This is a genomic window from Streptomyces sp. NBC_00306 (assembly GCF_036169555.1).
GTDB classification, from domain to species: domain Bacteria; phylum Actinomycetota; class Actinomycetes; order Streptomycetales; family Streptomycetaceae; genus Streptomyces; species Streptomyces achmelvichensis.
Genome location: NZ_CP108032.1, coordinates 4,509,877 through 4,532,936 on the forward strand (window position 1 = coordinate 4,509,877; position 23,060 = coordinate 4,532,936).

21 protein-coding genes are annotated in these 23,060 nt (G+C 72.1%); 13 read left to right on the top strand and 8 right to left on the bottom strand.

Features of this window, described 5'->3' with window-relative positions:
• Positions 1 to 70 precede the first annotated feature (70 nt).
• The 3 genes from OHA05_RS20100 to OHA05_RS20110 all read right to left on the bottom strand — a co-directional run bounded on the left by OHA05_RS20100 (position 71) and on the right by OHA05_RS20110 (position 3,281).
• A complete protein-coding gene (locus OHA05_RS20100) occupies positions 71 to 517 on the bottom strand; it encodes a nuclear transport factor 2 family protein (protein ID WP_313944953.1) in 447 nt (148 codons plus the stop codon).
• The gene (gene folP / locus OHA05_RS20105; RefSeq protein WP_328861353.1) at positions 514 to 1,356 is read right to left on the bottom strand and encodes a dihydropteroate synthase; all 843 of its coding nucleotides are present in this window, start codon (positions 1,354 to 1,356) and stop codon (positions 514 to 516) included. The genes OHA05_RS20100 and folP overlap by 4 nt, the downstream gene beginning before the upstream one ends.
• A gap of 83 nt (positions 1,357 to 1,439) precedes the next feature.
• Entirely contained in the window at positions 1,440 to 3,281 is a 1,842-nt protein-coding gene (locus OHA05_RS20110; protein WP_328861354.1) for a phosphatidylglycerol lysyltransferase domain-containing protein, read from the bottom strand.
• A 147-nt stretch (positions 3,282 to 3,428) separates the two neighbouring features.
• On the opposite strand from OHA05_RS20110, the gene OHA05_RS20115 reads away from it, so the two are divergent.
• Positions 3,429 to 4,541, top strand: coding sequence for an alpha/beta hydrolase (locus tag OHA05_RS20115; RefSeq protein WP_328861355.1), 1,113 nt, complete (start codon positions 3,429 to 3,431; stop codon positions 4,539 to 4,541).
• An 85-nt stretch (positions 4,542 to 4,626) separates the two neighbouring features.
• Here OHA05_RS20115 and OHA05_RS20120 read toward each other — a convergent pair whose 3' ends face one another.
• Positions 4,627 to 5,790 carry an ABC transporter ATP-binding protein gene (locus OHA05_RS20120; RefSeq protein WP_313944949.1) on the bottom strand — a complete coding sequence of 388 codons (1,164 nt, stop codon included), beginning with the start codon at positions 5,788 to 5,790 and terminating at the stop codon, positions 4,627 to 4,629.
• Positions 5,791 to 5,918: 128 nt separating this feature from the next.
• On the opposite strand from OHA05_RS20120, the gene OHA05_RS20125 reads away from it, so the two are divergent.
• The 4 genes from OHA05_RS20125 (at position 5,919) to OHA05_RS20140 (ending at position 9,533) form a co-directional block, all read left to right on the top strand.
• Positions 5,919 to 6,722: an ABC transporter permease gene (locus OHA05_RS20125; protein ID WP_328861356.1), complete on the top strand. Its 804-nt coding sequence runs from the start codon at positions 5,919 to 5,921 to the stop codon at positions 6,720 to 6,722.
• Positions 6,722 to 7,408, top strand: coding sequence for an ABC transporter permease (locus OHA05_RS20130; RefSeq protein WP_313944947.1), 687 nt, complete (start codon positions 6,722 to 6,724; stop codon positions 7,406 to 7,408). The genes OHA05_RS20125 and OHA05_RS20130 overlap by 1 nt, the downstream gene beginning before the upstream one ends.
• Positions 7,409 to 7,460: 52 nt before the next feature.
• Positions 7,461 to 8,432 carry an ABC transporter substrate-binding protein gene (locus OHA05_RS20135; protein WP_313944946.1) on the top strand — a complete coding sequence of 324 codons (972 nt, stop codon included), beginning with the start codon at positions 7,461 to 7,463 and terminating at the stop codon, positions 8,430 to 8,432.
• Positions 8,433 to 8,516: 84 nt separating this feature from the next.
• On the top strand, positions 8,517 to 9,533 hold the full coding sequence (locus tag OHA05_RS20140; RefSeq protein WP_313944945.1) for a hypothetical protein: 1,017 nt from the start codon (positions 8,517 to 8,519) through the stop codon (positions 9,531 to 9,533).
• Positions 9,534 to 9,585: 52 nt separating this feature from the next.
• Here the strand turns inward: OHA05_RS20140 and OHA05_RS20145 are convergent, their stop codons facing one another.
• Together OHA05_RS20145 and OHA05_RS20150 are read right to left on the bottom strand one after the other, a co-directional pair.
• Positions 9,586 to 10,728, bottom strand: coding sequence for an NADH-quinone oxidoreductase subunit D (locus OHA05_RS20145; protein ID WP_313944944.1), 1,143 nt, complete (start codon positions 10,726 to 10,728; stop codon positions 9,586 to 9,588).
• A 774-nt stretch (positions 10,729 to 11,502) separates the two neighbouring features.
• Positions 11,503 to 12,495 (bottom strand): SAM-dependent methyltransferase, encoded by a 993-nt coding sequence (locus OHA05_RS20150; RefSeq protein ID WP_328861357.1) that lies wholly within the window; start codon positions 12,493 to 12,495, stop codon positions 11,503 to 11,505.
• A 96-nt stretch (positions 12,496 to 12,591) separates the two neighbouring features.
• Between OHA05_RS20150 and OHA05_RS20155 the strand changes: the two genes are divergently transcribed.
• Complete coding sequence (locus tag OHA05_RS20155; protein ID WP_313944943.1) at positions 12,592 to 13,791, top strand: sensor histidine kinase; 1,200 nt, start codon at positions 12,592 to 12,594, stop codon at positions 13,789 to 13,791.
• An 89-nt stretch (positions 13,792 to 13,880) separates the two neighbouring features.
• Entirely contained in the window at positions 13,881 to 14,558 is a 678-nt protein-coding gene (locus OHA05_RS20160; protein ID WP_313944942.1) for a response regulator transcription factor, read from the top strand.
• A 93-nt stretch (positions 14,559 to 14,651) separates the two neighbouring features.
• Here the strand turns inward: OHA05_RS20160 and OHA05_RS20165 are convergent, their stop codons facing one another.
• Entirely contained in the window at positions 14,652 to 15,776 is a 1,125-nt protein-coding gene (locus OHA05_RS20165; protein ID WP_313948920.1) for a DUF5937 family protein, read from the bottom strand.
• 107 nt (positions 15,777 to 15,883) lie between these two features.
• Between OHA05_RS20165 and OHA05_RS20170 the strand changes: the two genes are divergently transcribed.
• Entirely contained in the window at positions 15,884 to 16,081 is a 198-nt protein-coding gene (locus OHA05_RS20170; RefSeq protein ID WP_328861358.1) for a hypothetical protein, read from the top strand.
• Positions 16,082 to 16,174: 93 nt separating this feature from the next.
• Here the strand turns inward: OHA05_RS20170 and OHA05_RS20175 are convergent, their stop codons facing one another.
• Entirely contained in the window at positions 16,175 to 17,317 is a 1,143-nt protein-coding gene (locus OHA05_RS20175) for a threonine aldolase family protein (RefSeq protein WP_313944940.1), read from the bottom strand.
• A gap of 116 nt (positions 17,318 to 17,433) precedes the next feature.
• On the opposite strand from OHA05_RS20175, the gene OHA05_RS20180 reads away from it, so the two are divergent.
• Genes OHA05_RS20180 through OHA05_RS20200 form a run of 5 tightly spaced genes read left to right on the top strand, consistent with a single transcriptional unit; the run spans position 17,434 to position 22,877 of the window.
• Positions 17,434 to 18,354: a Rossmann-like and DUF2520 domain-containing protein gene (locus OHA05_RS20180; protein ID WP_313944939.1), complete on the top strand. Its 921-nt coding sequence runs from the start codon at positions 17,434 to 17,436 to the stop codon at positions 18,352 to 18,354.
• Positions 18,351 to 19,346 (top strand): pantoate--beta-alanine ligase, encoded by a 996-nt coding sequence (panC, locus tag OHA05_RS20185; RefSeq protein WP_443043725.1) that lies wholly within the window; start codon positions 18,351 to 18,353, stop codon positions 19,344 to 19,346. Before OHA05_RS20180 ends, panC begins: the two co-directional genes overlap by 4 nt.
• A complete protein-coding gene (locus OHA05_RS20190; RefSeq protein WP_328861359.1) occupies positions 19,343 to 21,058 on the top strand; it encodes an L-aspartate oxidase in 1,716 nt (571 codons plus the stop codon). Before panC ends, OHA05_RS20190 begins: the two co-directional genes overlap by 4 nt.
• Positions 21,055 to 22,080, top strand: coding sequence for a carboxylating nicotinate-nucleotide diphosphorylase (gene nadC / locus OHA05_RS20195; protein ID WP_313944936.1), 1,026 nt, complete (start codon positions 21,055 to 21,057; stop codon positions 22,078 to 22,080). Before OHA05_RS20190 ends, nadC begins: the two co-directional genes overlap by 4 nt.
• Positions 22,080 to 22,877, top strand: coding sequence for a type III pantothenate kinase (locus OHA05_RS20200; protein ID WP_327681671.1), 798 nt, complete (start codon positions 22,080 to 22,082; stop codon positions 22,875 to 22,877). The genes nadC and OHA05_RS20200 overlap by 1 nt, the downstream gene beginning before the upstream one ends.
• Positions 22,878 to 23,060: the final 183 nt, after the last annotated feature.

Consider the following 23,060-nt stretch of genomic DNA (forward strand, 5'->3'; position numbering starts at 1 on the left):
GCGGAGGCCCGGGCGGCCCGCTCCTGGCCGGAGCGTCCGGTTCCCCGCCTCCAACGGTGCGCCTACCCCGTTACGAGGGGGACTCCTCGTCCTCCGCGTCGTCGCTTTCCGTCAGGACGGGTGATCCATGATGTGACCAGATCCTCCATCCCTCGTCTGTGCGACGGAACACATTCGTGGCGACCACGAGCTGCCCGACGAGGGGACCGAGCTCGCCGCCGTCCTCGGCCGGGCCGCCGCTGAGGATGTTCTCCGTACAGGTGACGAGGGCGGTGTCGCCGGCCAGGTTGACCTTGACGTCGGTCAGGAAGAACTGGATGTACTCGGTGTTCGCCATGATCAGGGCGTACGAGCGCAGTACCTCGCCGCGGCCCGACAGGACCGGCCAGCCCGGGTGGATGCACGAGATCTCGTCGTCCAGCCAGAGGCCGGAGAGCTTCTCGAAGTCGCCGCGCTCCATGGTCTCGTAGAACGTCGTGTTGGCCTCTTCGACCAGCTCGATGTCGGTACGGCTCACCGGGCGGCCCCGACGGCGCGCGCGACGCGGACGGCGTCGGCCGTGGCCCGCACCTCGTGGACGCGCACGGCCCAGGCGCCCTCGTAGGCGGCGATCGCGGAGATCGCGGCGGTGGCGGCGTCCCGTTCCCGCGCGGGTGGCGGGGCGTCGCCGTCCCGGGCGAGGACCCGGCCGAGGAATCGTTTGCGGGACGCGGCGACGAGCAGCGGACGGCCCAGTGCGCGCAGGTCGGCGAGGTGAGCGACGAGGGCGAGGTCGTGCTCGGCCTGCTTGGCGAAGCCGAGGCCGGGGTCGATGACGATCTGCTCGGGGGCGACGCCGCCGGAGACGACGGCGTCCATGCGCTCCCTGAGCTCCGTGACGACCTCGGCGACCACGTCGGCGTAGACGGCGCGGCTGTTCATGTCCTCGCTGAAGCCGCGCCAGTGCATGACCACGAAGGGGACACCGGCGGCGGCGACGGCCGGGACCATCGCCGGGTCGGCGAGACCGCCGCTGACATCGTTGACGAGGACGGCCCCGGCGGCGACGGCCCGCTCGGCGACGGAGGCACGCATGGTGTCGACGGAGACGGTGACCCCTTCGGCGGCGAGGCCACGGACGACGGGGATGACGCGGCGCAGCTCCTCGTCCTCGTCGACCCGGCTGGCGCCGGGCCGGGTGGACTCACCGCCGACGTCGACGAGGTCGGCGCCCGCGGTGACGAGGTCGAGGCCGCGTTTGACGGCGGCGGTCGTGTCGAACCAGCGGCCGCCGTCGGAGAAGGAGTCGGGCGTCACATTCACGACCCCCATGACGGCACAGCGATCCCACTCCGGCAGCCCGCGCAACGTACTCATACGCCCAGCCTAGGGCCGCGGGCCGACGGCTCGCCCCGCGCGGCCGTGCCGCGGGGCACCGGCCGGGGCCCGCCGCGGGCCCCTCATGCTGCGCGGATCTCCCGTTCCTGCGTCATCGGTGTGATGTGCGCGCACGGGCGGGGCGGGCGCGGGGCCCTGCGCCGGGGGAAGAGGCGGGGGAGCGCCAGGGTGACGAAGCCCTCCGCCTGCATCGCGGCGAAGCCGATCCTGGGCAGGTCGCGGGTGTTGCGGAAGACCACGAAGCGCGGTTCCCAGCGCGGCCGGAACTTGGCGTTGAACTTGTACAGCGACTCGATCTGGAACCAGCGGGAGAGGAACACCAGCAGTCCGCGCCACAGCCGCAGCACCGGGCCGGCGCCGATCTTCTCGCCGCGGGCGAGTGCCGAGCGGAACATCGCGAAGTTCAGGGAGACCCGTTCGATCTTGAGTGCGGGGGAGGCCTGGAGCGCCGCGACGATGAGCAGTTCGTTCATGCCCGGGTCGGCGGAGCGGTCGCGCCGCATCAGTTCCAGGGACATGCCGTCGGTGCCCCACGGGACGAAGTGGATGATCGCCTTGAGGTCGCCGTAGGGGGAGGTCCCCGGCTCGTCGTCCGTCTTGTGCGCCGTGGCTATCACCGCGTCGCCGTCGTCCGGGTCGCCGATGCGGCCCAGGGCCATCGAGAAGCCCCGCTCGGTGTCGGTGCCCCGCCAGGCCTCCGCGGCCCGGCGGATCTGCTCCAGCTCCTCGGTGGAGATGTCACGGGCGCGCCGGACGCGGGTGGTGTAGCCATTGCGCTCGATGCGCTTCACCATCTGGCGAACGTTGCGCATCGCGCGCCCGGTGAGCGAGAAATCCGCGACGTCCACCACCGCCTCGTCGCCCAGCTCCAGGGCGTCCAGGCCCGTCTCACGGGTCCAGACCTCGCCGCCGGTCTCCGAGCAGCCCATCACGGCCGGGGTCCAGGAGTGCGCCTTGGCCTCGTCCATGAAGCGTTCGATGGCGCCCGGCCAGGCCTCGACGTCACCGATCGGGTCGCCGCTGGCGAGCATCACGCCGGACACCACCCGGTAGCAGACCGCGGCCTTGCCGCTGGGCGAGAAGACGACGCCCTTGTCGCGCCGGAGCGCGAAGTGGCCGAGCGAGTCGCGGCCGCCGTGCCGGGTGAGCAGGTCGCGCAGCCGGCGCTCGTCGTCCTCGGTGAGCCGGGCCGCCGGGTGCTCGGGCCGGAAGGCGAGGTAGATCGTGGTCACGGCGGTCAGCAGGCCGAGGGCGCCGAGCGAATAGCCGACGGTCCAGGACACGCTGCCGGAGTAGTCGACGGGGCCCTCGAAGCCGAAGAGCCCGTAGAGCACGTGCTCCAGACGGTCCACCAGGCCAGGGCTGCCGACGGTCCTGCCGGGGTGCGCGCTGACGATGACCAGACCGAGGCCGAGGGAGCCGGCGCCCATCAGGACGAAGTTGGCGAGCGCCTTCCAGCGGCTGCGCGGGTCGGGCAGCGCGGCGAACTCGCCCCGGTGGCGCAGCAGCAGGGTCAGCAGGAGCAGCGAGACCAGTGCGCCGATGACCGAGTGCCGGTAGACGAACTGGCTGACCGCCCCCACGGGCAGCAGGATCACCGCGGCCCGCCAGGCCCGGCGCTTGTGCCGCTTGAGCCCGTGGGCGAGCAGCAGGAGCAGGACGCCGGCGCTCAGCGAGAGCGCGGCGGCGAACGGGCCCGTGGCTCCGGGGAGCACTTCGGCCAGCGTGTGCATGCGGCTGTGCCGGAACCGGGGGAACACCCCGGCGGCAATGTCGATCAGGCCGACGAGTGTGCAGGCCGTACCGACCAGCGAAGGGACCGCCTCCGGTCGGGGACCGCGCAGGAGGCGGCGTACCCGATTCGGAACCAATCCTGATTTGTCCCCATCTACCGTTGCAGACATCGCTTCCCGTGACTCCGCGAGAGATCCTGTGTCCGAGGGCCGCAGGTCGGTGGGCTCCGGACGATTTGCGCTCTCTAGGACGGGACTTCAAGGGGGCGGGTTCACTCACTCACAGGAAATTCTCACGGAAGAAAGCTCACGCGACTCATGGGTCTGACCAGTAACAAAGTTCTGGCCTTGGCCGTCCTCGTGGCCGTTCTGCTGTTCGCCGCCACCATCTGGCTGTGGCCGCGGCTGGCCGGCCGCAACTGGCGTGCCGTCACGGGAAGGGTCGGCATGCTGCTGGTGACCCAGCTCGCCCTGTTCGCGGCGGTGGGGCTCGCCGCGAACAACTCCTTCCTCTTCTACGGCTCGTGGTCCGATCTCTTCGGCCGGGAGCAGGACATGGGCGTGGTGGTCGACCACTCGGCCGGCGCGAAGCGCATCAAGGTGGTCGAACGGAAGCGGCTGGACGTGCCGGGCGGCGCGCGGCCGGCGGTCGGCGGACAGATCCAGAAGATCGTCGTCTCCGGCGAGAAGTCGAAGATCGACAGCCCGGCGTACGTCTATCTGCCGCCGGAGTACTTCCAGCCCGAATTCCGCAGGAAGACCTTTCCCGCGACGATTGTGCTGACCGGATATCCGGGTACCGCGGAGAACCTGCTCAAAGGGCTGAAGTATCCGCAGACCGCCTGGCAGGAGGCGAAGAGCGGCCGGATGCAGCCGACGGTTCTCGTCATGCTGCGACCGACCGTCGCCCCGCCGAGGGACACCGAGTGCGTGGACGTTCCCGGTGGTCCGCAGACGGAGACGTTCTTCGCGAAGGACCTGCCGAAGGCCGTCTCCGAGACGTACCGGGTCGGGGCCAAGCCCAGGAACTGGGGCCTCATCGGGAATTCGACCGGCGGTTACTGCGCCTTGAAGATCGCGCTGCACCACCCGGGGCAGTTCTCCGTGGGCGCCGGCCTCTCGGCGTACTACAAGGCCGCCGACGACCCGACGACCGGCGACCTCTTCCACGGCGACAAGAAGGCGAAGAACCGGGCCAATCTGCTGTGGAGCCTTGACCACCTGCCACAGGGCGCGTCGTCGTTCCTGGTGACGACGTCGAAGTCGGGCGAGGGCAATCTCAAGCCGACCGGGCACTTCATCAAGAAGGTGAAGGCGCCCGCGCGGGTCTCGTCGATCACGCTCGACAGCGGCGGGCACAACTTCAATACGTGGCGGCGCGAGATCGCGCCCGCGCTGGTGTGGATGTCGGGGCGGCTCCAGGCTTCGTGAGGCCGGGATCGCGCGTCGGCGGTGCCTTGTGCTCGGGGTGCGCGCCACGGCGGACCTGCGCGGGTCGCCGCGACGCGCGTTCCGGTCAGCTCCTGGCGGCTTCCGTGATCGTCGCGATCGACTCCAGGTCGACCTCCGTACGGGGAATGGCCTGCGCGTCCGCGTCGATCGAGCGGCGCAGCGCCTCGTGCAGCCGGGCCGGCGTCAGCACCCCGAGGAAGCGGCCCGTCTCCTCCTTGTCGATCACCGCGATCCAGCCCGCGTCGTGCTGGAGCATGGTGGAGAACGCCTGCTTGAGGGAGGCGCCGACCGGCAGCCATGCCTCCATCCGGCGCGCGTGCTCGCGGACGGAGCCCTTCCTGAGCGCCCCCTCGGCGGACAGCCAGCCGTGCAGGTTGTCGTCGCCGTCCAGGACGACGGCCCAGCGTGAACCGAGTTCCCGGGGCAGTGAGTCGTCGAGGTGGACGACGGGGGGCTGCTCCAGGTCCCCCTCCTCGATGGGGGTCACCGAGAGGCGCTTGAGGCCGCGGTCGGCGCCCACGAAGTCGGCGACATAGGGCGTCGCGGGCGTGCCGAGCACCGCGGCCGGGGCGTCGAACTGCTCGATCCGGCCCTGCCCGTAGACGGCGATACGGTCGCCGAGGCGGACGGCCTCCTCGATGTCGTGCGTGACGAACAGCACGGTCTTGCGCACCTGGGACTGGAGTCTCAGGAACTCGTTCTGGAGATGTTCACGGACCACCGGGTCGACCGCGCCGAACGGCTCGTCCATCAGCAGCACGGGCGGATCGGCGGCCAGGGCGCGTGCCACGCCGACGCGCTGGCGCTGGCCGCCGGACAGCTGCTCCGGGTAGCGCCCGCCGTACGTCGTGGGGTCCAGGCCCACCAGATCGAGGAGTTCGGCGGCGCGGGCCCTGGCCTTGGAGCGCTGCCAGCCGAGGAGATGGGGGACGGTCGCGGTGTTCTCCAGGACCGTTTTGTGCGGGAAGAGGCCGACCTGCTGGATGACATAGCCGATACGGCGGCGGAGTTGGACGGGATCGATGGTCGATATGTCCTCCCCGTCCAGAAATATCCGGCCACTGCTGGGCTCGATGAGGCGGTTGACCATCTTCATGGTGGTGGTCTTGCCGCAGCCGGACGGTCCGACGAGCGTGACCAGTTCACCCTCGGCCACCTCGAACGACAGGTCGTCGACGGCTGTCGTCCCGTCCGGGTATCGCTTGGCTACGTGCTCGAAACGGATCATGGTTCCCCATTGTGACGGGTGTTGTGTGAAAGCCATGTTGCTGCAATGTGGCGGCCCTCGGCGATTGTCAGTGGTCAGGGATATGGTCGCCAGACATACGTTCGGCAGAGGTGGGGAGGTGGGGGTGCATGAGCATGCAGCAGGCCGCGCGGAGCTGTCTGGAGGCCAATGACTGGATCTGCGGGGAATACCTCCGCACCCGCAGCCAGGAGTTGACCGACGCGACGGTCGAGCACATCTGGATCACCGTGGCATCGGTCCTGATCGGTCTCGCCGTCGCCTTTCCGCTGGCGCTGCTCGCCCGCGCGAAACCGGCATTCGCCGGTCCGGTGCTCGGTCTGACGACCCTGCTCTACACGATTCCGTCGCTGGCGATGTTCTCGCTGCTGCTGCCGGTCTTCGGACTGTCGGCCGCGCTGGTCGTCACCGGTCTCGTGCTCTATTCACTGACCATTCTCGTGCGGAACATCATGGCCGGTCTGGAAGCGGTGCCGGCCGAGGCGCGGGAGGCCGCCCGCGGCATGGGATACGGACCGGGCCGGCTGCTGTGGGAGGTCGAACTGCCCCTCGCGCTCCCCGCGTTGATGGCCGGCCTGCGCATCGCCACGGTCTCGACCATCGCCCTGACGACGGTCGGCGCGCTGGTCGGCAAGGGCGGCCTGGGCAATCTCATAGACGACGGCGTGCAGACCACCTTCAAGCCGCAGGTGCTCACCGCCTCCGTGCTGTGCGTGCTCCTCGCGGCCGTCGCCGATCTGCTGCTGCTCGGCGTCCAGCGGCTGCTGACGCCCTGGACCCGCATACGCACGGCGCAGCCGGGCACCGTGCCTCCGGGCTCGAAGCCGCCCGGCTCGGCGCCCACGGGCACTTCCGGTCCCGGCCCGGTGCATGCGGTCACGGCCCGGCAGGGCACGGCGAAGGAGGCCGTCTGATGGGGGTCATGGCGGATGCGTGGACCTGGCTCACCACCGGAGCCAACTGGTCCGGCGAGAGCGGTGCCTGGCACCGGCTGGGTGAGCATGTGTACGTCAGCGGGGTGGCCCTCGCCCTCGCCTGCGCGATAGCCCTGCCCATCGCGCTGTGGCTCGGGCACCTGGGCAAGGGCGGTGCGCTCGCGGTCAACATCTCCAACGCGGGCCGCGCCATCCCCGTCTTCGCCGTCCTCGCCCTCTTCATGCTCACACCGCTGCGCAGCGCCGGTTACGCACCGACGATCATCGCCCTGGTGCTGTTCGCCGTGCCGCCGCTGCTCACCAACGCCTATGTGGGTATGCGAGAGGTGGACCGCGCGGTCGTGGAGGCCGCGCGGGGCATGGGAATGTCCGGCGGCCAGCTGTTCCTCCGCGTCGAACTGCCCCTCGCCTATCCGCTGCTCATGACCGGGCTGCGGTCCGCCGCGGTGCAGGTCGTCGCCACGGCCACCATCGCCTCGATGGTCGGCCAGGGCGGCCTCGGCCGCATCATCACCGCGGGATTCAACACGTACAACACCCCGCAAGTGGTGGCCGGCGCACTGCTCGCGGCGCTGCTGGCCCTGCTGGTGGAAGGGGCTCTCGTGGTGGCCGACCGGCTGATCGACCCGCTCCGCAAGTCCGTGTCGACCGTGTCGCCCCTGTGACAGCGGTGCCTTCCTCACCGTGAATTCTTTGAACCCCTGGACGGAGAACCTGATGAGCAAGACCTCGCGCATCGCGGGAGCAGTACTGGCGGTTGCGGCGCTGACGGGTTCCCTCGTCGCGTGCGGCGGAGACAGCCTAGAGAAGTCGGACGAATCCGGCTCGAAACCGGGCGGTTCGGGCGCGAAGGGCACGCTCGTCGTCGGCGCCGCGGCCTTCACCGAGTCCAAGGTCCTCGCCGAGCTCTATGCGCAGATCCTGGCGGACGCCGGATACAAGACCTCGGTCACCACGGTGAAGAACCGTGAGCTGTATCAGCCCTCGCTGGAGAAGGGCGAGATAGACGTCGTACCCGAATACGCGGCGACGATCGCCGAATTCCTCAACGCGAAGGTGAACGGGCCGAAGGCGCCCGACGAGAAGCCCGTCGCCTCCAGCGATGTCACGGCCACCGTCGCCGCGCTCACCAAGCTCGCCGAGCCGCGCGGTCTGAAGGTGCTCCCCGCCGGCGATGCCGTCGACCAGAACGCCTTCGCGGTCAGCAAGGAATTCGCCGAGAAGAACAAGCTCAAGACCCTTTCCGATCTCGGGAAGTCGAAGCTGAAGGTGAAGATCGCGGCGGGCGACGAGTGCGAGGTCCGCCCGTTCTGCGCGCCGGGTCTGAAGAAGACGTACGGCATCGACGTCACCGGTATCGACCCCAAGGGCGTCGGCACCCCGCAGGCCAAGCAGGCGGTCAAGGACGGCACCGACCAGCTGGTGCTGACCACGACGACCGACGCCGTACTGGACGGACTGGTCTTCCTCGAGGACGACAAGAAGCTCCAGAACGCCGACAACGTCCTGCCCGTGGTCAATGCCAAGGACGCCGGCGCACCGGAGGTGGCGGCCGCTCTCGACAAGCTCACCAAGGCGCTGACCACCGAGGATCTCGCGGAGTTGAACCGCAAGGTGGACGCCGAGCGGGCCAAGCCGCAGGACGCCGCGAAGGAGTATCTGGAGTCCAAGGGACTCCTCACGAAGTAGGCCGTGGACGGCCCGGCATTCTCGAACGAGAGATTTGCCGGGCCGACACCCCATTCGGCGTCTACGCACGGTAAATTTCAGGCCATGCCACGTGGACGCCACCGCCATTCCCCGCCCCTTCACAGGCTGCTGCCGCCGTCGGCGGTCGCCGGAGCGTCGGTGCTGTGTGCCGCCGGCGCGTGGTTTCTGACGGAGCCCGTCGTGCTCCGCACCCTGGTCACGGCGGCGACGGCCGCCGCGATCACCGGTGCGGTGCTGATGCGCAGTTGGGACCGCGCGGCCGGCCGACAGGTCGCCGACCTCACCCGCGGCCGCGCCAGCGACGCCTGGAAGACCGAGGAACAGATAGCCGAACTCGAGGCGGACCTCGAGGAATCACGCGATCTGCGCACCAAGCTGGACGCGCGGCTGCGCGCCAAACGCGTCGAGCTCGCCGCCCTGCGCGGGGAGCACGCGGCCCTGCTGCGCCGCTACGCCACCGCCGAGACCGAGCGGGCAGGCGTTCTGGAGGACCGTCGCCGGCTCGCGATCGAGGCGTCCTCGCCCAAGGCGCTGATGCCGGCCGGCTCCACGCCCACCCCCTCGACCTATCTGCGCGCCTCCATGGCGCTGGACAACCTCTCCCGCAACGCCGCCGCCCAGGAGGCGAAGCGCACCGTCGAGGAGGCCCGCAAGCGGGATCTCGCGGAACGGGCCCGTGAGGCGGACGAGCCGCAGGGGAAGCACGCGGCGGCCGCCGGCGGGGAGCAGCACTCCCGTCCGACGTCCGCCCTCCCCGCCAGGCGCCCTGTTCCGGTGGCGGCGGCGATCGTGCCGTACGGCCCGAGGCGCCGTCCCGGCAAGCGCCGCCCCGAGGGAGGCTTCGACTTCTTCGGGAACGCCATCGCGGCCACGCCGGCCGACGGGACCGACGGCGAGGACACGCAAAAGGCGATCGAGGCCGCGCAGCAGGAGGACCTCGCCGATGTGGTGGGCGAGGAGGCCCTCGCCGCGCAGCGCACGGACGGCTCCCGCGCGGTGGGCAAGGTCATCGACCTGACCGAGCACGACGAGACGGAACAGGTGGACATCACGAAGCTCCGGAAGGCCGTCAGTTCCTGACGCGCGGTCCTGAGCGTCACGGGCGGTCGGCGGTTTCCGCCGGCCGCCCGTCTCATTTGTCGATGTCGCCGACGACGAAGAACAGCGAGCCGAGGATCGCGACCATGTCCGCGACCAGCGTGCCCGGCAGCAGCTCGGTGAGCGCCTGGATGTTGTTGTACGACGCCGAGCGGAGCTTGAGGCGGTACGGCGTCTTCTCGCCCTTGGAGACGAGGTAGTAGCCGTTGATGCCCAGCGGGTTCTCGGTCCAGGCGTAGGTGTGCCCCTCGGGCGCCTTCAGCACCTTGGGCAGCCGCTGGTTGATCGGTCCCGGCGGGAGGGTCTCGATGCGGTCCAGGCAGGCGTCCGCCAGGGCCAGCGCGTTGTGCGTCTGCTCCAGCAGCACCTCGAAGCGGGCCAGGCAGTCGCCCTCGCTCCGGGTGACCACCTTCAGGGTGTCCTGCAACTCCCCGTACGCCAGATAGGGCTCGTCGCGGCGCAGGTCGAAGTCGACGCCGGACGCGCGGGCGATCGGACCGCTCACGCCGTACGCGTGGACCGCTTCGGGGGACAGGACGCCCACCCTGCGGGTGCGGCCGCGGAAGATCTCGTTGCCGAGGACCAGGTTGTCGTAGATGTCCATGCGCGAGCGGACGTCGGCGACGGCGTGCCGGGCGCGGCCGAGCCACCCCGCCGGGAGGTCCTCCTTGAGGCCGCCAACCCGGTTGAACATGTAGTGCATCCGGCCGCCGGAGACCTCCTCCATCACGGTCTGGAGCTCCTCGCGCTCACGGAACGCGTGGAAGACCGGTGTGATGCCGCCGAGTTCGAGCGGGTACGAGCCGAGGAACATCAGGTGGTTGAGGACCCGGTTGAGTTCGGCGAGGAGCGTACGGGTCCACACGGCGCGCTCGGGGACCTCCATGCCGAGCATGCGCTCGACGGCCATGACGACGCCGAGCTCGTTGGAGAAGGCGGAGAGCCAGTCGTGGCGGTTGGCGAGCATCACGATCTGGCGGTAGTCGCGGGCCTCGAAGAGCTTCTCGGCGCCGCGGTGCATATAGCCGATGACCGGTTCGGCGTGCTGGATGCGTTCGCCGTCGAGAACGAGGCGGAGGCGGAGGACGCCATGCGTGGAGGGGTGCTGCGGGCCGATGTTGAGCACCATGTCGGTGCTTTCCGCCGCGCCGCCGATGCCGACCGTCGTCTCCGTCATGGCGCCAGTATCCCCGACGGGGTACGGGACCTCACGGGTCCCCGGGCCCCGGCCCGTATCCCCTGGGCCGACGGGCCGGGCGGCCGCGACCGCGACTCAGGCCCTGGGCGGGATCCCTCCGCCCACGAGCTGGATCCCGCCCGCCCGCGCGCCCGGCCGCGCTCCGCGCTTCGGTACCCGTCGGCCTCAAGCCGTGCCATAGTGCCCGGCGGCCCGGACCGCGCCCCAGTCCCGACGGCCCGGGGGCGGATCCCCGGCGGCCCCGGGCCGGATCCCACCCGCCCGGCCCTGCCCCGAGCTGGATCCCGCTCTCCCGGCCGCGCCCCCTGCTTCGGTACCCGTCGGCCTCGGACCGTGTCCCAGTCCCCGGGTGGCCCGGACCCGCGACTCAGTCCCCGGCGGCCCCGGGCTGGATCCCCTCCGCCCCGGGGCCGGATCCCTCCGCCCGCACGCCCGCACGCCCGCCCGCCCGGCCGCGCTCCGCGCTGCGGTACCCGTCGGCCTCGGAGCGCCTCAGTCCCGGCGGCCCGGGGCGGATCCCCTCCGCCCGGGGCCGGGTCCCACCCGCCCGGCCGCGCCCCGCGCTTCGGTCCCGTCAGCCTCGGAACGTGCCCGCGCTTCGGTACCCGGCGGCCCCGACCATGCCCCAGTCCCCGTCGGCGCCGATCTGGATCCCCGGCGGACCGGGGCCGGGGCCGGGTCCCACCCGCCCGGCCGCGCCCCGCGCACGGACCGTGCCCGCGCTTCCGTACCCGGCGGCCCCGGACCCGTGCCTCAATCCCCGGCGGCCCCGGCCGCCCCCGCCGCCCCCGGCACGCGCTGGAGCAGCCAGCCGAAGTCGCCCAGGCCGCCGTGGGCCGTCAGTTCCGCCGCCTCGCCCGCCTGCGACAGCGCACGGACGTAACCGGCCGGGTCCGTCGAGGCGAGGGACAGGGGCGGGCGGGTGCCCGAGACGCCGAGCGTGCGCAGCGCCTCCCGTTGCGTCGTCAGTTCCGCCCCCGGCAGCGCGCACGCGTCCAGCGCCACATGGGCCGTGAGGTCGCAGCTGCCGTCGGGGACCGGGCGTACCTCCCGGCCCTCCCGGAAGCCCGTCAGGGTGCCGAACGGCGGCCGTGACCCGGCCGTGTGGGCGTAGTCCACCGCGACCGCGAGCCCCGCCCGCAGTGTGCCGGCCGCCCGCGCCCACTCCTCGTCGCGCGGCCGGCCGATCTCCGCCCGGCTGCCGGGCTCCTTCAGCGGCCACCAGCGGTCCAGCCATGCGGCGTCCGCGCCGGTGACCGGCGGGCCGAGCCGCTCGCTGCCGTCCGGTCCCACGAGGACCAGCCGCGGGACGCCGTCCTCGTCCGCCTCGGCGACGTCGACGGGCACGTTGTCGAGCCACTCGTTGGCGAACAGCAGCCCCTGAACACCGGCCGGAGGCTCCGCCACCCACGCGATGCGGTCGTCGAGGCCCTCGGGGCGTGCCGCCTTCTCCACGGCGTACGCCCGTACCGGGAAGTCCGCCGGAAGCGCCGCGAGCACACCGGCGGCCAGCTCGCCGCGGCCCGCGCCCATGTCGACGAACGTCAGGTCCCCGGATGTCGCCAGTTCGTCCGCCGTGCGCCGCAGCAGTGCCGCGACGGCCGCGGCGAAGAGCGGGGAGGCGTGCACGGAGGTACGGAAATGTCCCACCGGTCCCTCGGGCCGCAGATAGAAGCCGCCCGGCCCGTAGAGCGCGCTCCGCGCGGCTTCCCGCCAACCCGGCCACTGACACGTCTCATCCGTCACGGGCCCAAGTCTCCACCTTGCGGAGTACGCCTCCGCCCACCGGATCGCTCTGCCGGTTGACCCCTGCACCTATGTACGTTCCCTACTCTGGGTTACGTGCAGCGCCTCTATGACTTCATCCGCAGACACCCGACGGGCGTCGACACCTTCTGGGCTGTCGTGCTCGGCGGGATCTCCCTGCTGTGGGCGGCCACGGTTCCGGTCGGGGTCGGCGACAAGTGGACGGCGGCACTGGTCGTGCTGCTGCTCAGCCTGGTCGTGGCGCTGCGCCGTCGTATGCCGGAGAAGATGCTGGTCCTCACGGCCGCGCTGGGGGTCGCCCAGCTCGTGCTGGACATCCAGGTCAACCCTGCCGACTTCGCGATGCTGGTGATCATCTACACCGTCGCCGCGCACGACCGGTCGCCCTGGGCGTCCCGGCTGGCCCTCGTCGGCGGGCTGTCCGCGGCCACCCTGGCGCAGCTGCGCTGGCCGATGGAGGAGACCGGCACCTGGGGCAAGGTCTTCTTCACGGTCGTGCTGAGCGTGCCGTTCGCGCTGGCCTGGGTGCTCGGCGACTCGATACGCACCCGTCGCGCGTACTTCGACCAGCTCGAGGAGCGCGCGACGCGGCTGGAGAAGGAGCGCGAGGCGCAGTCGAAGGTCGCGGTCGCCGCGGAACGCGCCCGCATCGCCCGTGAACTGCACGACGTCGTCGCGCACAACGTCTCGGTGATGGTCGTCCAGGCCGACGGCGCGGCCTATGTGCTGGACGCCGCGCCCGACCAGGCCAAACAGGCGCTGGAGACGATCTCCACCACCGGCCGCCAAGCGCTCGCCGAGATGCGCCGGCTGCTGGGAGTCCTGCGCACCGGGGACGCCCCGGAGAGCGGTGAGTACGTCCCGCAGCCCGATGTGCAGCAGATCGAGGACCTCGTGGAGCAGGTGCGCCACTCGGGTCTGACGGTGGACTTCAAGATCGAGGGAACGGCCCGGCAGCTGCCGAGCGGCGTCGAACTCACCGCGTACCGCATCGTGCAGGAGGCGCTGACCAATACGCGCAAGCACGGTGGCCCGGAAGCCGGAGCCAGTGTGCGGCTGGTCTACTTCGACGACGGTCTCGGACTGCTGGTCGAGGACGACGGCCGCGGCTCGGCGCACGAGCTGTACGAGGACGGCGGCGCCGACGGGCGCGGCCACGGGCTCATCGGCATGCGGGAGCGCGTCGGTATGGTCGGCGGCACGCTGGACGCCGGGCCGCGGCCCGGCGGCGGCTTCCGGATCAGCGCCCTGCTGCCCCTCAAGCCCGCCCACTAGCCGTGCGACCCGGCCCGACAGTCCCGACCCGTACCGGCTCACTCCCGCTCCAGACCCCACAGCCCCGAGAGACCGAGGACCCCGCTGCCATGTCCATCCGTGTGATGCTCGTCGACGATCAGGTGCTGCTGCGCACGGGATTCCGCATGGTGCTCGCCGCCCAGCCCGACATGGAGGTCGTCGCGGAGGCGGGCGACGGGGCCGAGGCGATCGAGAACCTGCGGGCCACGGCCGTGGACGTGGTGCTGATGGACGTCCGTATGCCGAGGCTCGACGGCGTCGAGGCGACGCGGCGGATCTGTGCCGCGCCCAACCCTCCGAAGGTGCTGATCCTGACCACCTTCGACCTGGACGAGTACGCGTTCTCCGGGCTGAAGGCGGGCGCGAGCGGCTTCATGCTGAAGGACGTGCCGCCCGCCGAACTGCTCGGTGCGATCCGCTCGGTCCACAGCGGGGACGCGGTCGTCGCCCCCTCGACGACCCGCCGCCTCCTGGACCGCTTCTCCCCGATGCTGCCGAGCAGCGGAAGCGAGCCGCAGCACAAGGAGCTGGAGCGGCTCACGGACCGGGAGCGCGAGGTGATGCTGCTGGTCGCCCAGGGCCTGTCGAACGGCGAGATCGCGGCCCGGCTGGTGCTGTCGGAGGCCACGGTGAAGACCCATGTGGGCCGCATCCTGACGAAGCTGAACCTCCGCGACCGGGTGCAGGTGGTCGTGCTGGCCTACGAGACGGGCCTGGTACGCGCGGGCGGCGGAGCGGCTTCCTGACGCGCGCACGGCGGGGACGGGGATCCGGCACATCCGCCGCGACCGACAGCCGCGTACGGCCTCTCCGCCGGACGGCCCGGCGCCCGAATTCGGCTAGCGCAGCACCGTCTCCAGGAAGTCGCTGCCCAGCCGCGCCACCGCGGAGACGTCCAGCTGGTGCAGGACGTACCGGCCGCGCCGGCGCGTGGAGACGAGCCCGGCCTTCTTCAGCACCGACAGATGCCGTGACACCTCCGGCGCGGTGATGTTGTACGCGTCCGCCAGCTCGCTCGTCGTGTACGCGGCGCGCGCCAGGTTGCGGCACAGCCGCATCCGCATGGGGTGGGCGAGCGCCTCCATCCGCAGCTTCAGCAGCTCGACGGGCGCGGGGCCGGGCAGTCCGGGCGAGCCGACCGGGTAGTGGATCACCGGCCGCCAGCCCGGCGCGTGCAGCACCATCAGATGCGGCCAGCCGAAGCTCGACGGCACGAACGAGAGTCCGGCGCCCACCGAGGGGTCGACGGCCGTCGTCCGCCCGTCGGCCAGCTTGTCGGCGCTGATACGGGTCCGGTCCTCGTCCACCGTGAGCGCCGGGGAGACGTCGTACAGCGCGTCGGCGAGGCCCTTGTGGCGCAGCAGTTCGGTCTTGTGCCGGGCGTCGGCGGCCAGTTGCGGTGCGACGCGGCGCCAGGTGTCGGCGAAGAAGGCCTGGTCGCAGTCCTCGAAGAGCCTGCGCACCCAGGCGCGCACGGACGCCGGGTCGTCCAGCAGCCGCCGGGTGAAGTCGAGTTGCTTGGGTCCGCGGGTGGCGGCGAGTTCGAGCGCCCGCTCCCGCCGGGCGGGGTCGGCCAGCGCGGACGGGCCGGCGATTCCGTACGTACTGGCGCAGGTGAACTCCAGCGCCGCCGACACGAACCGCTCGTCGTCGAGGCGGTCGAGCAGGTCGAGCTCCTCGGCGATCGTCGCGCCCGTGCGGCCACCCGCGCCGCCGAGGGTCGCGGGCAGCCCCGCGAACGGCATGAAGACGTCGGAGAAGGTGGACCGCCACAGGAAGTCCGCCTCGTGCAGGCGGTCCGCGAGATCGGGCTTGAGCCCGGCGGCGGTGGCCGTGGCCCAGCCGTGCAGGCCCGGATGGTGCGCCGGCTCGGCCAGCGCGTGCAGGGCGACGCCGAGCTCGGCGAGGGGAGAGATGTCGAAGACGATGCGCTCCTGAGGGAGCCCGCTGATGTCGATGGTCACGCTCACAGGTCCCATGGTGCGGGGTGCGCGCAATCGTCCGACCGCCGGTTGACGCGGCTCGTCAATCGGCGCGACGGGCGGTGGGGGACCGGCGCAGCGTTGAGGACATGAACGCCATGCAGCAGCACATGATCGACAGCTACCGCGCCTCCGTCCTCGGCACCCCGCCTCCGCCGCAGCCGGGCGTGCACGACTGGCAGGTCGCCCGCGAACTGGGGGCGGAGATGGCCCGCGGCCCGGGCCTCCTGCGGACCCTGCGGGCGAGGCTCCACACAGCGGAGCGACCCAGGGCGCGTAACGGCTGACGCGCAGGGTGCGCGGGCGGTGCCGTGCCCGCAGGACCTGCCGGACCTGACCGGGCCCCCGCAGCCGTGGGCGTTGTCCGCCGCCCGCCGCTCCTACCCCACCCGCCCCAGAAACCCCTTCAGCGCCTCCCTCACGTCCTGTGCCGACCACTCCAGCCCTTGCGACGCCACCGTCACCTCCGTGACCGACAGCCCCGGCGGAGAGCCGTCCGAGAACCATCGGCGGAACAGCGTCACCCCCGTCTCCTCCGCCTGGGCCACCGCCGCCTCGTTCAGCGCGTCCGCGTCGTACGGGAGCCAGACCTGGAACTGGTGCGTGTGCGGAATCTGCGGGTGCACGCGGAACCAAGGGGCGTCGCTCTCGCGCAGGCCCTCGTCCAGCGCCGCGGCGACGGTCTTCGCGTGCGCCACGTAGGACGGCAGCCGCGGCAGTTCGCGCTCCAGTCCGAGCAGCGCCGACAGCGCCGCCGGGTACTGCTGGAACATCAGGCCCCCGTACCGGTGCCGCCAGGCGCGGGCCTCCGCGATCAGGTCCGCGGGGCCCGCCAGCGCGGCGCCGGAGAGCGCGTCGAGGGACTTGTAGAAGGACACGTACACGCTGTCCGCGAGCGTGGCGATCTCGTCCAGCGGGCGGCCGAAATGCGTCACGCACTCCCACAGCCGCGCGCCGTCGAAGTGGACGACGGCGTCCCGCTCCCGCGCCGCCTCCGTCACGTCGACCAGCGAGTCCCACGACGGGAGGACGAAACCCGCCTCCCGCAGCGGCAGTTCCAGCATCAGGGCCCCGAAGGGCTCCTCGAAGTCCTGGATCTCCTCCGCCGTCGGCAGCCTCGGTTCCGTCGTCGGGTGGACCGTCCGCAGCCCGCTCACCGCCGAGAAGGCGCCGCGCTCGTGCATCTCCGGGTGGGCCGTGGGATGCAGCGCGACCGTGCTGTTCCCCGTCCGGCCCGCCCAGGACCGCAGTGCCACCTGCTGCGCCATCGTCCCGGTCGGGAAGAACGCGGCCTCGGGGAACCCGAGCAGCCGCGCCACCCGCCGCTCCAGCTCGGCGACCACCCCGTTGCCGTACACATCGGTCCAGTCGTCCAGGTCGTAGACCTGGCCGGCATCCGCCGCGAGGGCCGTCAGCCGCTCCTGGATCCGGTGATCGGCGGACGCTCGCCAGAGCACCCGGTCCGATCCGCGCCACGCGGCCAGCCTGCGCCGCCGCTCGTCCTGTTCGCCGGTGTCAGTCACCCCTCGATCATTCCCCACAGCCTGTGGACAACCGGAAGAGCGGGGGCCCTGCTGGCGTAGCATGACGGGAAATCGTCCGGTACCCCCCGCGGACTGGAACGGAAGGCCCCCACCGCGTGAATGCCACAGCACCACAGGAACCGCTCGACCCGCGGGACCGCCCCGCACGCCTGACCGTCGGCGTCGTCGGAGCGGGCCGTGTCGGACCGGCGCTGGCGGCGTCGCTCCAGCTCGCCGGGCACCGCCCGGTAGCGGTCTCCGGAGTCTCGGACGCCTCGGTGCGACGAGCCGCCGTCCTGTTGCCCGACGTGCCCATCGTGACGCCCGCCGACGTCCTCGCCCGCGCCGATCTGGTCCTGCTGACCGTCCCCGACGACGCCCTGCCCGCCCTCGTGGAAGGCCTCGTCGAGACCGGTGCCGTCCGCCCGGGACAGCTGCTGGTGCACACCTCCGGGCGGTACGGCGTGGGCGTGCTGGACCCGGCGTTGCGGGCCGGCGCGCTGCCTCTCGCCCTGCACCCCGCGATGACCTTCACCGGCACGAGCGTGGACGTCCAGCGCCTGGCCGGCTGTTCGTTCGGGGTGACCGCCCCGCAGGAGCTGCGGCTCGCCGCCGAGGCGCTGGTCATCGAGATGGGCGGCGAGCCCGAGTGGATCGAGGAGGAGGCCCGCCCGCTCTATCACGCGGCCCTCGCCCTCGGCGCCAACCACCTGGTGACCCTGGTGGCACAGTCGATGGAGCTGCTGCGTACGGCGGGGGTCGCCGCCCCCGACCGGATGCTCGGACCGCTGCTCGGCGCGGCCCTCGACAACGCCCTGCGATCGGGCGACGCCGCCCTCACCGGCCCCGTGGCCCGCGGAGACGCCGGCACCGTCGCGGCGCACGTCGCGGAGCTGCGCAAGCACGCGCCGGGCACCGTCGCCGGCTATCTCGCGATGGCCCGCACCACCGCCGACCGGGCGCTCGCCCACGGGCTGCTCAAGCCGGAGCTGGCCGAGGACCTCCTCGGTGTGCTGGCGGAGGACGACGCGCGATGAGCTTCCGCATGGTGACGACCGCCGACGAACTGCACACCCTGAGGGCCGTGGGCGGCACCCGCGCCGTCGTGATGACCATGGGCGCCCTGCACGAGGGCCACGCCTCGCTCGTACGCTCCGCCCGCGACCTCGTCGGCCCGACCGGCTCGGTGGTCGTCACGGTCTTCGTCAACCCGCTGCAGTTCGGCGCGGGCGAGGACCTCGCCCGCTACCCCCGCACCCTCGACGCCGACCTCGCGACCGCCGAGGCCGCAGGCGCCGACATCGTCTTCGCGCCCTCCGTCGACGAGGTGTACCCCGGCGGAGAGCCCCAGGTCAGGATCTCCGCCGGCCCCATGGGCGAGCGTCTCGAAGGGGCGTCCCGGCCGGGCCACTTCGACGGCATGCTCACCGTCGTCGCCAAGCTCCTGCACCTCACGCGCCCCGACATCGCTCTCTACGGCCAGAAGGACGCGCAGCAGCTCGCGCTGATCCGCCGGATGGCGCGCGACCTGAACTTCCCGGTCGAGATCGTCGGCGTACCGACCGTGCGCGAGGAGGACGGTCTCGCCCTCTCCAGCCGCAACCGCTACCTCTCCCCGGCCGAGCGGATCACCGCGCTCTCCCTGTCCCGGGCCCTGTTCGCGGCCCGTGACCGCCTCGCCGCCCAGCAGGCACTGCACGCCCGCGCCGAGGCGACCGCCGGCACGCTCGCCCGGGCCGCCGCGCTCTCGGCCATAGGGGAGGCGCGCGCCGCCGCCGACACCGCGGCCGTCGCCCAGGCAGGTCCCGGCTGCGCCGACGCCGTACGGACCGCGGCGCGCACCGTCCTGGACGAGGCCGCGCGGCTCACTCCGCCGCTCGCCCTCGACTACCTCGCCCTCGTCGACCCGGCCACCTTCGCCGAGATTTCCGACGACCACCACGGCGAGGCGATCATCGCCGTCGCCGCGAAGGTCGGCGGCACCCGCCTGATCGACAACATTCCCCTGACGTTCGGAGTCTCCACGTGACCGGCATACGGCTGAACGCCCCCGCGCCCGGCTGGGCCATCGCCGCCGACGTCGTCGTGGTCGGCTCGGGCGTCGCCGGCCTGACCGCCGCGCTCCGCTGCGCCGCCGCCGGGCTCTCCACGGTCGTGGTCACCAAGGCCCGCCTGGACGACGGCTCCACCCGCTGGGCGCAGGGCGGCATCGCCGCCGCGCTGGGTGAGGGCGACACCCCCGACCAGCACCTGGACGACACCCTCGTCGCGGGCGCCGGACTGTGCGACGAGGAGGCGGTCCGGGCCCTGGTCACCGAAGGCCCGGACGCCGTGCGGAGGCTGATCGCCACCGGCGCCCACTTCGACACCTCCGCCGCCGGCGAGATAGAGCTCACGCGCGAGGGCGGCCACCACCGCCGCCGTATCGCGCACGCCGGAGGCGACGCGACGGGCGCCGAGATCTCCCGCGCACTGGTCGAGGCCGTCCGCGACGGGGGCCTGCGCACCATCGAGAACGCCCTGGTCCTGGACCTGCTCACGGACGCCGAAGGCCGTACGGCGGGAGTCACCCTGCACGTCATGGGCGAGGGCCAGCACGACGGCGTCGGAGCCGTCCACGCCCCGGCCGTCGTCCTCGCCACCGGCGGTATGGGCCAGGTCTTCTCCGCCACCACCAACCCCGCGGTCTCCACCGGCGACGGTGTGGCACTCGCGCTGCGAGCCGGGGCCGAGGTCTCCGACCTGGAGTTCGTCCAGTTCCACCCGACGGTGCTGTTCCTCGGGACGGACTCCGAGGGCCAGCAGCCGCTCGTCTCGGAGGCCGTCCGCGGAGAGGGCGCCCATCTCGTCGACGCCGCCGGCACCCGCTTCATGCTCGGCCAACACGAACTCGCCGAACTGGCGCCCCGCGACATCGTCGCCAAGGGCATCATGCGCCGGATGCAGGAACAGGGCGCGGCCCACATGTATCTGGACGCCCGCCACTTCGGGGCCCGGATGTGGGAACAGCGCTTCCCGACCATCCTCGCGGCCTGCCGGGCCCACGGCATCGACCCGGTCACCGAACCGATCCCGGTCGCCCCCGCCGCCCACTACGCCTCCGGCGGCGTACGCACCGACCTGCGAGGCCGCACCACGGTCCCGGGGCTGTACGCCTGCGGCGAGGTCGCCTGCACCGGTGTCCACGGCGCCAACCGGCTCGCCTCCAACTCCCTGCTGGAAGGCCTCGTCTTCGCGGAGCGCATCGCGGCCGACATCGCCTCGCGCGCACCGCTCTCCGCCGGCGAGCCCGTCGCTCCTGCCAGCCCGTCGGAACTGCCGCTGATCGCCCCCGAGGCGCGCGTCGAGATCCAGCGGATCATGTCGCAGGGCGCGGGCGTCCTGCGCTCCGCCGCCAGCCTGACGGAGGCCGCCGCCGCACTGGAAGGTGTCCACCGCGCGGCCGTCGAGGGCCAGGAGGGCCCCGCCAAGACGGCCGAGCCGGGCGTGGAGTCCTGGGAGACCTCGAACCTGCTGTGCGTCGCCCGCGTCCTGACCGCCGCCGCCCTCGAACGCGAGGAGACCCGCGGCTGCCACTGGCGCGAGGACCAACCCGACCGGGACGACACCACCTGGCGCCGCCATCTGGTGATCCGCATCGAGCCCGACCGCAGCCTCGTCGTCCGCCGCACCGAGAGCACCGCGTTCCCCGCCACCTCCGCCGCCACCGTCCCCGACGCCCCCAGGGAGCACCAACCGTGAGCACGCCCGAAGAACGTCCGCGTCCCGTGGACGTACCCCTGATCCAGATCGGCGCCCCGGCCGAGTCCTCCGGGGGCTGCGGGGACGCCTGCGGCTGTGCCGGCGGGGAGGAGGGGTACGACGAGCTGGAGTGCGGGCTCGACCCCGCCCTCGCCGCGATGCTCGCCGACGCGGGCCTGGACCCCGTACAGGTCGAGGACATCGCCCACCTCGCCCTCAGCGAGGACCTCGACGGCGGCGCGGACGTGACCAGCCTGGCGACCGTTCCCCAGGACGCCGTCGCCACCGGCGACTTCACCGCCCGCGAGGCCGGCACGGTTGCCGGCCTCCAGGTCGCCGAGGCGGTGCTGTCGGTGGTGTGCTCGGACGCGTTCACCGTCGAGCGCCATGTGGACGACGGCGACCGCGTCGAGGCCGGCCAGAAGCTGCTCTCCGTCACCGCCGACACCCGTGACCTGCTCACCGGTGAACGCAGCGCGCTGAACATCCTGTGCCGCCTCTCCGGCATCGCGACCGCGACGCGGGCCTGGTCGGACGCGCTGGAGGGCACGAAGGCGCGGGTCCGCGACACCCGCAAGACCACCCCGGGACTGCGGGCCCTGGAGAAGTACGCCGTCCGCTGCGGCGGCGGCGTCAACCACCGCATGTCCCTCTCGGACGCGGCCCTGGTCAAGGACAACCACGTGGTGGCCGCGGGCGGCGTCGCGGCGGCCTTCAAGGCCGTACGGAACGCCTACCCGGACCTCGCGATCGAGGTCGAGGTGGACACCCTCCACCAGGTCCGCGAGGTCCTGGACGCGGGCGCGGACCTCATCCTGCTGGACAACTTCACCCCGGCGGAGACCGAGGAGGCCGTCGCGATCGTCGCCGGCCGCGCCGCTCTCGAATCGTCCGGGCGGCTCACCCTCGACAACGCCCGGGCGTACGCCGAGACGGGCGTCGACTACCTCGCGGTGGGAGCTCTGACCCACTCCTCCCCGATCCTCGACATCGGCCTCGACCTCCGTGAGGCTGACGTCTGATGCTGCTCACCATCGACGTCGGCAACACCCACACCGTGCTGGGGCTGTTCGACGGGGAAGAGATCGTCGAGCACTGGCGCATCTCCACGGACGCCCGCCGCACCGCCGACGAACTGGCCGTCCTCCTCCAGGGCCTGATGGGTATGCACCCGCTGCTCGGGGACGAGCTGGGCGACGGCATCGAGGGGATCGCGATCTGCTCGACCGTCCCCTCGGTCCTCCACGAGCTGCGCGAGGTGACCCGCCGCTACTACGGCGACGTGCCCGCGGTCCTCGTCGAGCCGGGCATCAAGACCGGTGTGCCGATCCTGATGGACAACCCCAAGGAGGTCGGCGCGGACCGCATCATCAACGCGGTCGCGGCGGTCGACCTCTACGGCGGACCCGCGATCGTGGTCGACTTCGGTACGGCGACGACGTTCGACGCGGTGAGCGCGCGGGGGGAGTACGCGGGCGGTGTGATCGCCCCGGGCATCGAGATCTCGGTCGAGGCGCTGGGCGTCAAGGGCGCGCAGCTCCGCAAGATCGAGCTGGCCCGGCCGCGCAGCGTGATCGGCAAGAACACGGTCGAGGCGATGCAGTCGGGCATCGTCTACGGGTTCGCGGGCCAAGTGGACGGCGTGGTGCGCCGGATGAAGGGCGAACTGGCGGACGAGGCGGACGAGGTCACGGTGATCGCGACGGGGGGTCTGGCGCCGATGGTGCTGGGCGAGGCGTCGGAGATCGACGAGCACGAGCCGTGGCTGACGCTGATCGGGCTGCGGCTGGTGTACGAGCGGAACGTGTCACGGATGTAGGTGCGGGGTGCTTGTGGCTCGGGCCCTTGTGGCTGAGCCGCTTGTTCGGTGCGGGTGCGTGTGGCTCGGGCCGAGGTTCTCGTGGCGCGGCCGGTTGTTCGGTTCGGGCCTTTGTGGCTCTGGCCGAGGTGCTTGTGGCGACGGCCGCGGTGAGAAAGCCGTCCGGACACCCCCTCCGGAGAA

Coding starts and splice junctions, on each gene's coding strand:
- OHA05_RS20110 (WP_328861354.1), bottom strand. CDS start 3,281: ATGTCTGCAACGGTAGATGGGGACAAATCAGGATTGGTTCCGAATCGG.
- OHA05_RS20120 (WP_313944949.1), bottom strand. CDS start 5,790: ATGATCCGTTTCGAGCACGTAGCCAAGCGATACCCGGACGGGACGACA.
- OHA05_RS20130 (WP_313944947.1), top strand. CDS start 6,722: ATGGGGGTCATGGCGGATGCGTGGACCTGGCTCACCACCGGAGCCAAC.
- panC (WP_443043725.1), top strand. CDS start 18,351: ATGAGCTTCCGCATGGTGACGACCGCCGACGAACTGCACACCCTGAGG.
- OHA05_RS20160 (WP_313944942.1), top strand. CDS start 13,881: ATGTCCATCCGTGTGATGCTCGTCGACGATCAGGTGCTGCTGCGCACG.
- folP (WP_328861353.1), bottom strand. CDS start 1,356: ATGAGTACGTTGCGCGGGCTGCCGGAGTGGGATCGCTGTGCCGTCATG.
- OHA05_RS20115 (WP_328861355.1), top strand. CDS start 3,429: ATGGGTCTGACCAGTAACAAAGTTCTGGCCTTGGCCGTCCTCGTGGCC.
- OHA05_RS20170 (WP_328861358.1), top strand. CDS start 15,884: ATGAACGCCATGCAGCAGCACATGATCGACAGCTACCGCGCCTCCGTC.
- OHA05_RS20135 (WP_313944946.1), top strand. CDS start 7,461: ATGAGCAAGACCTCGCGCATCGCGGGAGCAGTACTGGCGGTTGCGGCG.
- OHA05_RS20125 (WP_328861356.1), top strand. CDS start 5,919: ATGAGCATGCAGCAGGCCGCGCGGAGCTGTCTGGAGGCCAATGACTGG.
- OHA05_RS20145 (WP_313944944.1), bottom strand. CDS start 10,728: ATGACGGAGACGACGGTCGGCATCGGCGGCGCGGCGGAAAGCACCGAC.
- OHA05_RS20200 (WP_327681671.1), top strand. CDS start 22,080: ATGCTGCTCACCATCGACGTCGGCAACACCCACACCGTGCTGGGGCTG.
- OHA05_RS20140 (WP_313944945.1), top strand. CDS start 8,517: ATGCCACGTGGACGCCACCGCCATTCCCCGCCCCTTCACAGGCTGCTG.